The 12,515-nt window shown below is 43.4% G+C and carries 12 protein-coding genes; 7 read left to right on the top strand and 5 right to left on the bottom strand.

All coding sequences use genetic code 11. The features are described from left to right. Positions 1-70 precede the first annotated feature (70 nt). The 3 genes from ACFE93_RS21015 to ACFE93_RS21005 all read right to left on the bottom strand — a co-directional run bounded on the left by ACFE93_RS21015 (position 71) and on the right by ACFE93_RS21005 (position 4,064). Positions 71-2,533: a filamentous hemagglutinin N-terminal domain-containing protein gene (locus ACFE93_RS21015; protein ID WP_375475868.1), complete on the bottom strand. Its 2,463-nt coding sequence runs from the start codon at positions 2,531-2,533 to the stop codon at positions 71-73. 168 nt (positions 2,534-2,701) lie between these two features. Further along, complete coding sequence (locus ACFE93_RS21010; protein ID WP_375475866.1) at positions 2,702-3,028, bottom strand: hypothetical protein; 327 nt, start codon at positions 3,026-3,028, stop codon at positions 2,702-2,704. Between the two features lie 208 nt (positions 3,029-3,236). Continuing rightward, positions 3,237-4,064 carry a carbohydrate ABC transporter permease gene (locus ACFE93_RS21005; RefSeq protein WP_375475864.1) on the bottom strand — a complete coding sequence of 276 codons (828 nt, stop codon included), beginning with the start codon at positions 4,062-4,064 and terminating at the stop codon, positions 3,237-3,239. Between the two features lie 179 nt (positions 4,065-4,243). Between ACFE93_RS21005 and ACFE93_RS21000 the strand changes: the two genes are divergently transcribed. The 5 genes from ACFE93_RS21000 (at position 4,244) to folE (ending at position 9,117) form a co-directional block, all read left to right on the top strand. Further along, positions 4,244-4,942, top strand: a complete 699-nt coding sequence (locus ACFE93_RS21000; RefSeq protein ID WP_375475862.1) for an aldehyde oxygenase (deformylating) — start codon at positions 4,244-4,246, stop codon at positions 4,940-4,942. 142 nt (positions 4,943-5,084) lie between these two features. Beyond that, the gene (locus tag ACFE93_RS20995; protein WP_375475860.1) at positions 5,085-6,104 is read left to right on the top strand and encodes a long-chain acyl-[acyl-carrier-protein] reductase; all 1,020 of its coding nucleotides are present in this window, start codon (positions 5,085-5,087) and stop codon (positions 6,102-6,104) included. Between the two features lie 134 nt (positions 6,105-6,238). Continuing rightward, positions 6,239-7,219 carry an acetyl-CoA carboxylase carboxyltransferase subunit alpha gene (locus ACFE93_RS20990; protein ID WP_185586002.1) on the top strand — a complete coding sequence of 327 codons (981 nt, stop codon included), beginning with the start codon at positions 6,239-6,241 and terminating at the stop codon, positions 7,217-7,219. Positions 7,220-7,580: 361 nt separating this feature from the next. Further along, on the top strand, positions 7,581-8,306 hold the full coding sequence (locus ACFE93_RS20985; RefSeq protein ID WP_375475924.1) for an SDR family oxidoreductase: 726 nt from the start codon (positions 7,581-7,583) through the stop codon (positions 8,304-8,306). Positions 8,307-8,409: 103 nt separating this feature from the next. Further along, positions 8,410-9,117: a GTP cyclohydrolase I FolE gene (gene folE / locus ACFE93_RS20980; protein WP_375475858.1), complete on the top strand. Its 708-nt coding sequence runs from the start codon at positions 8,410-8,412 to the stop codon at positions 9,115-9,117. Positions 9,118-9,181: 64 nt separating this feature from the next. On the opposite strand, the gene ACFE93_RS20975 is transcribed toward folE, so the two are convergent. After that, positions 9,182-9,823, bottom strand: coding sequence for a phosphoribosylanthranilate isomerase (locus ACFE93_RS20975; RefSeq protein WP_375475856.1), 642 nt, complete (start codon positions 9,821-9,823; stop codon positions 9,182-9,184). A 121-nt stretch (positions 9,824-9,944) separates the two neighbouring features. Between ACFE93_RS20975 and psaK the strand changes: the two genes are divergently transcribed. Together psaK and ACFE93_RS20965 are read left to right on the top strand one after the other, a co-directional pair. Next, positions 9,945-10,202, top strand: a complete 258-nt coding sequence (psaK, locus tag ACFE93_RS20970; protein ID WP_375475854.1) for a photosystem I reaction center subunit PsaK — start codon at positions 9,945-9,947, stop codon at positions 10,200-10,202. A 371-nt stretch (positions 10,203-10,573) separates the two neighbouring features. Beyond that, positions 10,574-11,770, top strand: coding sequence for a site-2 protease family protein (locus tag ACFE93_RS20965; RefSeq protein WP_375475852.1), 1,197 nt, complete (start codon positions 10,574-10,576; stop codon positions 11,768-11,770). Positions 11,771-11,891: 121 nt separating this feature from the next. Here the strand turns inward: ACFE93_RS20965 and ACFE93_RS20960 are convergent. Continuing rightward, on the bottom strand, positions 11,892-12,515 hold a 624-nt coding region (locus ACFE93_RS20960), incomplete at its 5' end, for a WD40 repeat domain-containing protein (protein WP_375475850.1).

The raw sequence follows: 12,515 nt of genomic DNA, 5'->3' as shown, positions 1-12,515 counted from the left end.
TATAAGTAAAGTTCATGAGAAGTGCAGTCTACGCCAACGCACCAACAAAAGTTACGAGAATCATCAAATTTTAATTAGCAGCACAAGATGTAGCGACGAGTGAGGAGTTATGAGGCGATGCAGTGGGTACTTGAGCAACCAGAACCACGTTCCCATTAGCATCTAGAATCCACCCTTGGGCTTCTACAATTTGAGTAGGCTCATTGACAGAATTAACCTTCTGTGATTTTTCTTCTGTGTATCCCTGCGCCTGAACAACGGCTCTTTTCTGAATACCCTCAGCACGATTCTGACTCTCTGGAGGGAGGGCGATCCAATCTGCTAGCACTGCATCATCAGCTATCAATGGCTCTGTGGGATCGGCTTGTATTCCTCCACGCCCAGTAGTAATAAACGAACTTCTTCCTATTTTTCCACTAGAACTACAACTAGCAGCAACTTGCTGCGAAGCATCAACCAAATTTACGGGTAGTTCCACTAATCCTTTACTGGGGTCAGCATCTGGTGAGTTGATTTGTAGCGTGCCACTTAATGAAGGGTTTTGCTGAGAAAATGCAGTGATGTCACTTGTTGGCAGGTTATTCGGGTTTATATTTTTTGGATCGAGCTTCTCCACCTCTGCACGAGTGCGTGACACAAACCCAAAAGTATTCTTAGCGGCGATCGCGATTTTACCACCAGAACCAAAGTTAGCGTTGGCAGTAATATCGCTATTTCCGAAAGGAGTGGCGACAAGAAAGCCATTAGGTGCATTGATGGTGATATTACCGCCAGTTTTATCACCTCCGGCATTAGTAGAGATTAGACTGTTGCGACGCATCAGTAATAAGTCCTGCACCTGTACCGCAATGTCACCGCCCTTACCTGACTCACTATTAGATGTGAGTTTTCCTTTATCCAGCAGGATGGAACGAGCGCTGACACTGAGTTCGCCTGCTAGACCTAAATTGGGTACACCCTCTTGATAGTTAACATTTTTTCGAGCTTCACTACTCACATTTATTGCCGCCCCATCTTTGATAACCAATCGCCCTGTAGTTACGGTCAAGTTGCCGCCATTTCCAGGCCCTTGAGTGCCAGCAAACAAGCTACTTAGCCTAGAACCATTTGCTGAGGTTCCGATTAATTCTACGGACTCAGAGGCGTTCACTGTTAAATCTCCTCCATTTCCGGTAGCTGGTATAAATTGATTAAAAATAAGCCTAAGTATACCCTCAGAACTTGTTGATATTGCTGCCCCTCCCTTGATACGTAACTTTCCAGTATTAATTATTATGCTGCCAGCATTTTGAGCGCCAAATGTTGCACTAAATAATCCACTGGAGATTAAATCACTACCATCTGGCAAAGGAGAAATGGGGATGCCTGCGATTAGTTCTACGGAATCTGAGGCGTTGATGGTCAATTGCCCCGCTAATCCCGAACCAACATTGAACATTAAGACTTGCGCTCCATCTTTGACAATCAACTTTCTGGTAGTGATATTTATATTTCCAGAGTTTCCAGTGTCGAAAGTTCCAGTAGACAAGAACGCATTTAGTCCAAGTTCTACAGACTCGGAAGCGTTCACTGTTAAATTTCCTCCTGGTTGCGCTCCCAGAGTATAAGCCGAAATTAGTGAACCGTCAGTTACCAGTACACGCTGTCCTTGCAGGTGGATATTACCACCACCTTTGCCACTGGTATCTACATTAGATGGAATCTCACTTTGCTGGGTTAGTTCGATGTTCTGAAAATTTTGAACACCTTCATATCCTAATGCCCAACCTTGATTCGTTGAACTTAGACCAACCAAACTATTGCCAGCAACACTTCCTAACTCAATTCTTCCCCCACTTGCCGTTAAATTTCCGCCCTCTAACGTTATATCACCGCCTATCAGTGCTAAGGTTTTGCCTTGCTGCACTTGTAGACCAACACCTTGTCCGAAGGTATTAATTGCATTATTTGGACTTGCTTGGGATTGATTGCGGATAGGTCGAGCAGTTGTTCCGAATTGTAAGCCAATGGGAATACTTAGTGTCAATAGAGGTGCAGTTTGACCAGATGTAGCACTAAACTTTGTACCATCAGCAAAGTTCAAACTACTCGCCGTACTCGCCACAAATGAACCGTCAATATTTAAAGAAGCATTGGGCCCAAAAACAATGCCGTTAGGATTAATCAGAAATACATTGGCTGTGCCGTTAGCTTTGAGAATGCCATCTATATTAGAAACAGAATTACCTGTCACCCGACTGATGATGTTCTGAATATCGATTGGATTGTTAAAATGGGCTGTCCTTCCCGCAGAGACAGAAAATTTTTCAAAGCTATGGAACAAGTTTGTACCACGAACTGCTCCACCATCAATCTGGTCTATAGGCTGACCATTAATTACCTTTGGTGTAATGATTGAACTTTCAGATCCGAGCGTGGCATCTGTTTGAATTTGAGCTAAGGCAAAATTCTCAGCAAAAGTGAGCACTCCAGCAATTACTAAAGTACTCACTATTCCTAATTTCCACTGGCAACTGCTTCGATTTTGAGACATGAAAAACTTGCGCTCAAAAAATAAGAGTTTATTAAAATACTGCTTTTTGCTAATTAGTGATGTTAGTACGCTGATGTAATATTGGTAGCCTAACTACTACATAAAAGCAAAGTTTAGTATTTTTACATTCACTAGAATAAACTCTTTGCAGTCCGAAGATTAAATTATTTAGCAGTAACAGCCCCTTGGGTTGCCAGTTGATGGGCAAGGGATACACAATGCTTTTTTGACTAACACAATTTCTGGTATTGAAGCTGTTGAAGTTTCTGCTAATAATGCATTGGGTTGCTGTTCATCAACTGCATTATCAGATTTGAGTTGATTGGGGTCGAGATTACACTGCCAATGAATTCTCAAGACTCTATATTCTAATAAGCCGTACTTTTCAAGCACTGAGTGTAGGTCAGCATTTTCTAGGCTTTCATTCATTTTCTGCTGAATCTCTTCTTGTAACTGCTGTAATATTTGAGGGTCTATGACTTGTTGAGAACTCATGAGTGTTTTCGTTCCTGACGGGATGTGTATAATTATTGCTTCAGTTTAGTTAGCAATGATTACGCCGAGTGTCATAAAAGTTCATGTTTTCCTGCGGTATTTCTTTTGCAGCTTATTTTGAGATACTACCAATTCAAATTATTTATTGTAGAGTGGGCATCTCGTCTAGTAACTAAAATCGGGCTTCCATTTCCCACCTGTTTCCCCTCTAATTCTTAATCCCCGTCGCCGCAATACCCTGAAGAAATTGACGCTGACCGATGAGAAATAATACTATCACTGGAAGTGTCGCTATTGTCACTGCTGCCATCATTAAGGGCCAATTATTCGTAAATTGCTCCTGAAACTCAGCCAACGCTAGTTGCACCGTTCTTAATTCTGGTCGTGTCGTAAATACCAGAGGTTTAAATAAATCATTCCACTCACCGATGAAGGTGAACAAAAACAGCGTTAACAAGGCCGGACGGGCTAAAGGTAACATCACCCGCCACAAAATTTGCAGTCGGTTCGCCCCATCTATCGCTGCGGCTTCCTCTAACTCTACGGGAATTGTCTGGAAATACTGACGTAATAAGAAAATCCCAAATCCGCTAACCGCAGTGGGTAAAATGAGCGCCCAGTATGTATTTATCAGGTGTCCCCACTTCAATACCAAAAAAATGGGAATCACCAATAACTGAAAGGGAATCACTAAAGTTGCTAAAACCACTAATAGCAGTGCTTGACGCCCCCGAAACTTCAACCGTGCTAGGGCGTAACCAGCCAAAGCAGAAGTGACAATCTGAAACGCCGTCACAGCGATCGCTACCAAGGTAGAATTAGCAAACGCCAGCAAAAATTTTCCTTGTTGCCACGCAACGCGGTAATTTGCTAAAGACCAGTTATTTTTGGACAAATTTTCTAGGCTGGCGGCCGTCGGTGCAAAGGAGGTGACAAAGACCACAAACAATGGTAGTAAAACGATAAATGCCCCTAGCAGTAAGATTACTAGGCTCAAAAAATCGCCAGATTTCAGATTCGGGTTTGATTTAGACATAACTTTAGCTGCAAAGCATTTATCTCGCTAGTACTAGAGCATTGCCCCCAGCAACAATTAATCTATAAACATAGTCTACTTGTTAAGTTAAATTAAACCACAGTAATTGTTACCCTCAGTTCATAGGGAAAATCAATCTTGGTGTCAAATAATTCAAGTTTACAGGAGTAAATATAACCATGCAGCAGCTTGCAGACCAATTTAAAGAATTAGATTTCAAGAGCGAAACATACAAAGATGCTTATAGCCGGATTAATGCGATCGTGATTGAAGGGGAACAAGAAGCCCATGAAAATTACATCACATTAGCCGAACTGCTGCCAGAATCTCATGATGAATTGATTCGCCTCTCCAAGATGGAAAGCCGACACAAGAAAGGATTTGAAGCTTGTGGGCGCAATTTGGATGTTACCCCAGATTTGCAATTTGCCAAGGAATTTTTCTCTGGACTACACCAGAATTTCCAAACAGCAGCGGCGGAAGGCAAGGTCGTCACTTGTCTGTTAATTCAGTCTTTGATTATCGAATGTTTTGCGATCGCAGCATATAACATTTACATCCCCGTTGCCGACGCTTTTGCCCGCAAAATCACGGAGGGAGTAGTAAAAGATGAATATAGCCACCTCAACTTTGGAGAAGTTTGGTTGAAAGAACACTTCACAGAATCCAAAGCTGAACTTGAACTTGCAAATCGCCAGAACCTACCTATCGTCTGGAAAATGCTCAACAAAGTAGAAGGTGATGCCCACACAATGGCAATGGAAAAAGATGCTTTGGTAGAAGACTTTATGATTCAATACGGTGAAGCATTAAGTAACATAGGTTTCACGACTCGCGATATCATGCGCTTGTCAGCCTACGGACTCATCGCCGCTTAAAAGAGTACTGAGTAACGAGTGCTGAGTGCTGAGTAGTTCAAATTTCAATTCAGAACTTCAGAACTCAGGACTTAGGACTCAGGACTGCTAAACCACTTATTTATTCCACGCCTCAAGACAGCATAAGCCTAATAATCACTACATGTTTGGTCTAATTGGACATCTGACTAGTTTAGAACACGCTCAAGCGGTGGCTCAAGAATTGGGATACCCAGAATATGCCGATCAAGGGCTAGACTTTTGGTGCAGCGCCCCACCGCAAATTGTGGATACGATTATTGTCACCAGTGTAACTGGGCAAAAAATTGAAGGCCGGTATGTAGAATCTTGCTTTTTGCCAGAGATGCTGGCTAGCCGTCGGATCAAAGCCGCAACTCGTAAAATCCTCAACGCTATGGCCCATGCACAAAAGCATGGCATTAACATTACAGCTTTAGGTGGATTTTCCTCAATTATTTTTGAAAACTTTAAGTTAGACCAGTTTAGCCAAGTCCGCAATATTAAACTAGAGTTTGAACGCTTTACCACAGGAAACACGCATACTGCCTACATTATTTGTAAGCAGGTGGAAGAAGCCTCAAAACAACTGGGAATCGATCTGTCAAAAGCGACTGTTGCTATATGTGGGGCAACTGGGGATATTGGTAGTGCTGTTACCCGCTGGCTAGACGCGAAAACAGATGTCAAAGAACTTTTGTTGATCGCCCGCGATCAAGAACGCCTCAAAGAACTGCAAGGCGAACTGGGGCGAGGAAAAATCATGGGTTTGACAGAAGCACTGCCTGAAGCTGACATTGTAGTTTGGGTTGCTAGTATGCCCAAAGGCGTGGAAATTGACCCTACCACTTTGAAACAACCCTGTTTGTTGATTGATGGTGGCTATCCTAAAAACTTAGCAACAAAAGTTCAGCATCCTGGTATATATGTGTTAAATGGTGGAATTGTAGAGCATTCCCTGGATATTGACTGGAAAATTATGAAAATCGTCAATATGGACGTGCCAGCCCGCCAGTTGTTTGCTTGTTTTGCCGAATCAATGCTGCTGGAATTTGAGAAGTTATACACGAACTTTTCGTGGGGACGGAATCAGATTACCGTAGACAAAATGGAGCAGATTGGTAAGGTATCAGTGAAACATGGATTTAGACCGCTGCTGGTTTAGTCATTGGTCATTGGTCATTTGTCATTGGTCATTGGTCATTTGTTATTTGCAAAGGACAAAGGACAAAGGACAACTGACAAAAGACAAAGGATAAAGGATAGATAACTTATAACTCGTAATTCATAACCCCTACGATGGCAACTACCGAGCGTAAACCGCTACTGTTAGATTTTGAAAAGCCCCTAGCAGAACTTGCAACCCGAATCGATCAAATTCGGCAACTTGCAGAAGAAAATGGCGTCGATGTTTCTGGTCAAATTCGTCAACTAGAAGCACGCGCTATGCAACTACGTGAGGAAATTTTCACTAGTCTATCCCCGTCCCAGCGATTACAAGTCGCTCGTCATCCACGTCGCCCCAGTACTCTCGATTACATTCAGGCAATTAGTGATGAATGGATGGAATTGCATGGCGATCGCTGTGGTGGTGACGATCCGGCTTTAGTTGGTGGTGTTGGTCGTCTGAGTGGGCAACCTGTGGTGATGTTGGGTCATCAAAAAGGACGCGATACTAAAGACAATATTGCCCGTAACTTTGGAATGCCTTACCCTGGCGGCTATCGCAAAGCTATGCGCTTAATGGAACATGCCAACAAGTTTAGTATGCCGATACTAACTTTTATTGACACGCCAGGAGCCTGGTCTGGGGTAGAAGCAGAACACCAAGGTCAAGGAGAAGCGATCGCTTACAACTTGCGGGAAATGTTTTGCTTAGATGTGCCAATTATCTGCACAGTTATCGGTGAAGGCGGTTCCGGTGGCGCCCTTGGTATTGGCGTAGGCGATCGCCTACTCATGTTTGAACACTCCGTTTATACCGTCGCCACTCCCGAAGCCTGCGCTGCTATTTTGTGGAAAGATGCTGGTAAGGCTCCCCAAGCCGCCGTGGCGCTGAAAATTATTTCCCACGACTTGAAAAAGTTGGGAATTATCGACCAAATACTGCCTGAACCTACTGGTGGCGCTCATTCCGACCCCTTAAAAGCCGCGACCACTCTCAAGCAAGTGCTGCTAGAAAATTTGGACGAACTCAATCGTTTAACCGCTCCAGAACGCCGTCAACTGCGCTATGAAAAATTCCGCAAAATTGGTGTTTTTACAGAAGTTGCCCACTAACGGCACTGCATAATGATTTATTAGTAAAGCAGCAATGCTATAATCGCCTATGTGCTTAAAGATTTTTAACAATCTGGCCATAGGCATTTGCATATTTGGCAAATCTACTCAATTTGATTGAGTGGGTTTTGTATTATGTAAATAATCTAATTTGATCTAATTTGAATGTACGGCGTGGTTTTCCAGGCAACAATTTGTTGTACTTACTGCTCCCACAATATGGGGACTGTTGTGCTGCATCATAGCATTTGCTTCATGAAAATCATCAAATTTTTAGATTCCTTTAATCTATCCAAACCGACAAGTGTGAATAATGGGATGGTAATAGGCTTTGGGAACTGCCAAAAAATTGGGAGACACCATGAATGTTGAGCAAAAACGACGTGCCCTGATTACTGGGGCAAGTAGTGGAATTGGGAAAGCAACGGCTTTAGCCTTTGCGAAAGCGGGAATAGATGTCGCCTTAGTCAGCCGTTCTTTGGAGAAGTTGGAGGCGGTAAGAGAAGCCGTAGAGCATACTGGGGTGGAAGCGAAAGCTTACGCTGTAGATTTAGCGCTGATCTTGGAAGTTAAAGAAAAGATCCAAGCGATCGCTCTTGACTTTGGTGATATAAACATTCTGGTAAACAATGCTGGCATTGCCTATACAGGTACTTTGAGCGAAACTCCCCTAGAGGGCTGGCAGCAGGTAATTGACTTGAATCTGACTGGCGTGTTTCAGTGCATTGTGGGGATTTTACCTTCAATGCGCGATCGAGGCACAGGCACAATTATCAACGTCGCCTCAATTGCCGCCAAGCAACCCTTTCCCGGTTGGGGAGCATACAACGTCAGCAAAGCTGGTTTGATAGCCCTCTCTCAAACCCTGGCACAAGAAGAACGCACTCACGGCATTCGTGTCACAGCTATCTGTCCTGGCGCAGTCAATACCGAACTTTGGGATACAGAAACAGTCCATGTTAACTTAGACCGTTCCAAAATGTTAACCCCGGAAATTGTGGCTCAGTCAATTCTCCATACAGTTCTGTTACCACAACAGGCAGTGATTGATGAATTGACCCTGATGCCCAGCGCTGGCGCACTCTAATTAGTCATTCGTCCTTCGTTTTGTCCTTTGTCTTTTACAAATGACCAATCACCAATGACCAATGACTAATGACTAATGACTAAACCATAACCAAGACTGAATCATGACTATTGATAGTTCCAACGGTTCCAATTGCTCTCAATCGCCTCTGATTCCCGACTTGGCAGAAGCTATAACTCCTAGACCCGATCGCAATACCAATAACGGGCGACAACCGGATGTGTTCCCGCCAAAAGAGGAACAGATGGAGGAAATGAAGGACGCCGTGCGGACACTAATATTGGGAGTTGGCGAAGATCCCGAACGCGAAGGACTTTTGAAAACACCCAAACGAGTAGCCGAAGCAATGCGCTTTCTTACCAGTGGCTACAACCAATCTCTTGAAGAACTCGTTAACGATGCCATCTTTGATGAAGGGCATAGCGAGATGGTACTTGTTAGAGATATTGATTTCTTTAGTTTGTGCGAACACCACATGCTGCCATTTATGGGTAGAGCGCACGTTGCTTATATCCCTAACCAAAAAGTTGTCGGACTGAGTAAGCTGGCCAGGATTGTTGAGATGTATTCCCGTCGCTTACAAGTACAAGAGAGACTAACCCGCCAAATTGCCGAAGCAATCCAGACCATTCTAGAACCTCAAGGCGTTGCTGTCGTGATGGAAGCTAGCCACATGTGCATGGTAATGCGTGGCGTTCAGAAACCAGGTTCCTGGACTGTCACTAGCGCAATGGTTGGTGTGTTCCAAGAGGAGCACAAAACCCGCGAAGAATTTTTTAACTTAATTCGCCACCAACCACCATTTTTTTAAGTGCTGAGTGCTGAGTGCTGAGTTAGTAGTTAGGAGTATAGTTCAAACTCATTACTCCTAACTTCTAAGTAACTTTACCAATGTTCTTTAGACTGTGAAATAAAAGTGCTACTTTATCTAAATCCTTATCTCCTGGTGTCCGTTCCACACCACTAGATAAATCAACGCCGCTAGGATTAACCTGATTTAGGGCTTGCACAATATTATCGGCTGTTAATCCTCCTGCTAAAAACCAAGGACAACTAGGGCTAAATTGTTCTAGCATCGTCCAATCTAAAGTTTTGCCTGTACCACCCAGTTGTTGCGGATGAAAAGCGTCAAGTAGCAAAGTATCTACATATTTTGTGTAATCAGCCGCTGTGTCAAGATGCTCAAGACTACGAATTCTCAGTGCTTTAATAATTTCGACATTGGGTAAAGCTTGACGTACTTGGTAGCAGAAAGTTGGGGATTCATCTCCGTGTAATTGCACACCAGTCAACCCAGCATCAGCAACTATCTGACTGATTTCAGCGATACTAAGATTGGCAAAAACCCCAATTGTGTCAATATTTGCCGGGAGTTCTGCCACTGCTGCCCGAATTTGGGATGTAGTCACGTAACGAGGTGAGTTTGGCACACAAATAAATCCTAGTGCCGTTGCGCCTAGAGAGGCGATCGCTATAGACTGCTGTGGTTGGGTGATGCCGCAAATCTTAACGCGCATGAATATTTAACAAATTTAAACTAATCATCAGAAAAGTCTAAACTATCTAAAAAATTTTTGGGCCTTGTAATTTTATAATCTTGTAGGTCTACATTAACTTTTCCATTTAGGAGACAAAAGCTTGACTTCCTCTATTTTACTAGCAGCCGCTGCTGCATCTGTTCCCGCAACACCCGCGTGGAATCCCACAGTAGGAATCATCATCAGTATCAGTAGCTTGGTAATAGTTTTACTAAGTACTAGAATTGAAAAACCCCTAGTTGGCCCCAAGTTCCCTATCCTACCGATTAGTATTCCAACATTCGTTGCTGCGATGGCTTTTGGTCATATTATTGGCGTTGGCATCGTTTTAGGACTAACTTACATCGGTCGTCTGTAGTTTGGTGATGACAGAGGTGTTACTTGTAACCCCGCTATCAACACAAAACTCCTAAAAATGATTTTGGGCAGGGGAAGTAGGAAAGAAATAACTTATGACCCATGCCCAATGCCCCTCAATAGTGCTGAGTGCTGAGTGCTGAGTAAAGAAGCGAGATTCCCTACTCAGCCCTCGGAACTCAGAACTATTTTGCCCCATACCTAATTCCTAATTCTAGAGTTTTGCTCACAGGCATTAATTGTCTATTCTAGAAATAAGAGCATTTCGTTATTTGTTACTACCGAATTGATGCTCAATATAAATGTGTATACGAATATGCGTAGTGCTTTGGTATAAAAAGTACTAGCAATATCTAGTTTTAGGGCAATGTAATGCAAACAAATTGGAGAATTGGGTCATTATTTGGAATTCCCCTGTTTTTAGACCCGTTATGGTTTGTGATTTTAGGGTTGGCAACCCTGAATTTTGGGGTAGCTTATCAGGAATGGGGGAATGTCATAGCTTGGAGTGCTGGAATCGTTATGGCATTGCTGCTATTTGGTTCGGTGCTATTGCATGAGTTGGGTCATAGTTTGGTAGCGCGATCGCAAGGCATTAGAGTTAATTCAATTACCCTATTTATGTTTGGCGGGATTGCTGCCATTGAAGAAGAATCTAAAACTCCTTTCAAAGCCTTTCAAGTAGCGATCGCTGGCCCTTTGGTGAGTATCATACTATTTTTCCTGCTCCGTCTGGGAGCTTTTGCGATCCCTGATACTAATCCCCTCAGTGTCATGGTCGGAGATTTAGCGCGAATTAACTTAGTGGTGGCTCTATTTAACCTGATTCCTGGCTTACCTCTAGATGGGGGGCAAGTGTTAAAAGCAGCACTATGGCAAATCACGGGTAATCGTTTTCAAGCCGTACACTTGGCTGCAAGAGCGGGACAAATATTGGGTTATGGTGCGATCGTTTTCGGATTTGTTGTAGATTTTGTTACCAGAGAGTTAGTAGTTGGTTTGTGGATTGCACTGTTAGGTTGGTTTGCTGTCCGCAACGCTAACACCTATGACAATATGACTACATTGCAAGAAAGTCTAATCAAGGTGATGGCGGCGGATGCGATGACCCGTGACTTTCGTGTAATTGATGCCGATCAGACATTGCGTTCCTTTGCTGATTTATACCTGTTGGAAACCGCTCCCTCACAGGTTTATTTTGCTGCTTCTGATGGACGTTACCGGGGTCTAGTTTCCATTGATGATTTCCGTTTAACCCAAAGGAGTGAATGGGAAACCGAAACCTTACACAGGATAGTGCATCCGCTGACAGAAATACCTACCGTTGCCGAATCAACATCGATCGCTGAGGTAATTAACAAGCTAGAAAATGAGCAGTTACCTAGAATTACCGTACTTTCTCCCGCTGGTGCCGTAGCTGGTGTAATTGATCGGGGAGATATTGTGCGATCGTTAGTACAAAAGTTAAATTTGCAGATAAGCGATGCGGAAATTAAGCGCATCAAGGAAGAAGGTAGCTATCCGCCTGGATTGCAACTGGGAGTAATTGCGAAATCAACTACAAATTAAACGTCATACACTCGTCATAGGTTTGCAATAGATACGTCAAAAGCTTGTGTGATATTGAAATTGGTATTTGGTTACAAAATGCTTTTTTTGGGTAAAAGGTAGGATTTCCTACCTTTTTTATTTATTGATTACAGAGATGGCGATCGCTCTCCACATTAGGGTTATTCTGCAAATAGTCACCAAGGCGATCGCAAGCCTTTTGTATCAGCTCATCGAATGATTCAATGTGCCACAGTTGAGCGATACCATTATCACCTACGGTAGCCAGTAAGTTTCCATCGGGGCTAAAACTAACGCTCTCGATTTGAGAGCCTCGATACCCTATCCAAGTTGCAAACTTTTCACCTTGTAAATTCCACAACTGCACTCTACCTTTCTCCCCACTACCGACAATCATTTTGCCATCGGGGCTAAACGCCACGGCTTTTAGTTTGATGCCAGATACCTGCAATGGCTGATGATTTTGTTGACCTTGTAAGTCCCATAAGCGGACAGTACCATCATCTCCGGCGCTGGCTATTTGCTTACCATCTGGACTGAACGCTGTGTCATAAACAGGGCCTAGATGACCTTGAAATGGCTGATGATTTGGTTGACCTTGCAAGTCCCACAAGCGGACAATACCATCATCTCCGGCACTGGCTATTTGCTTACCATCCGGACTAAAACTGACACTGTTAACTTTGTCTTGATGACCTCGAAATGGCTGTGTTAACTGTTGACCTTGCAAGTTCCACAAGCGGAC

Origin of the sequence: uncultured Nostoc sp. (genome assembly GCF_964247315.1) — a bacterium.
GTDB lineage: Bacteria > Cyanobacteriota > Cyanobacteriia > Cyanobacteriales > Nostocaceae > Nostoc.
The sequence above is the reverse complement of the archived record's forward strand: the minus strand, read 5'-3'. Positions and strand labels throughout refer to the sequence as shown.

Excerpts from the sequence above, each read along its gene's own strand:
- ACFE93_RS21015 (WP_375475868.1), bottom strand. The coding sequence starts at position 2,533 with ATGTCTCAAAATCGAAGCAGTTGCCAGTGGAAATTAGGAATAGTGAGT.
- ACFE93_RS21010 (WP_375475866.1), bottom strand. The coding sequence starts at position 3,028 with ATGAGTTCTCAACAAGTCATAGACCCTCAAATATTACAGCAGTTACAA.
- ACFE93_RS21005 (WP_375475864.1), bottom strand. The coding sequence starts at position 4,064 with ATGTCTAAATCAAACCCGAATCTGAAATCTGGCGATTTTTTGAGCCTA.
- ACFE93_RS21000 (WP_375475862.1), top strand. The coding sequence starts at position 4,244 with ATGCAGCAGCTTGCAGACCAATTTAAAGAATTAGATTTCAAGAGCGAA.
- ACFE93_RS20995 (WP_375475860.1), top strand. The coding sequence starts at position 5,085 with ATGTTTGGTCTAATTGGACATCTGACTAGTTTAGAACACGCTCAAGCG.
- ACFE93_RS20990 (WP_185586002.1), top strand. The coding sequence starts at position 6,239 with ATGGCAACTACCGAGCGTAAACCGCTACTGTTAGATTTTGAAAAGCCC.
- ACFE93_RS20985 (WP_375475924.1), top strand. The coding sequence starts at position 7,581 with ATGAATGTTGAGCAAAAACGACGTGCCCTGATTACTGGGGCAAGTAGT.
- folE (WP_375475858.1), top strand. The coding sequence starts at position 8,410 with ATGACTATTGATAGTTCCAACGGTTCCAATTGCTCTCAATCGCCTCTG.
- ACFE93_RS20975 (WP_375475856.1), bottom strand. The coding sequence starts at position 9,823 with ATGCGCGTTAAGATTTGCGGCATCACCCAACCACAGCAGTCTATAGCG.
- ACFE93_RS20965 (WP_375475852.1), top strand. The coding sequence starts at position 10,574 with ATGCAAACAAATTGGAGAATTGGGTCATTATTTGGAATTCCCCTGTTT.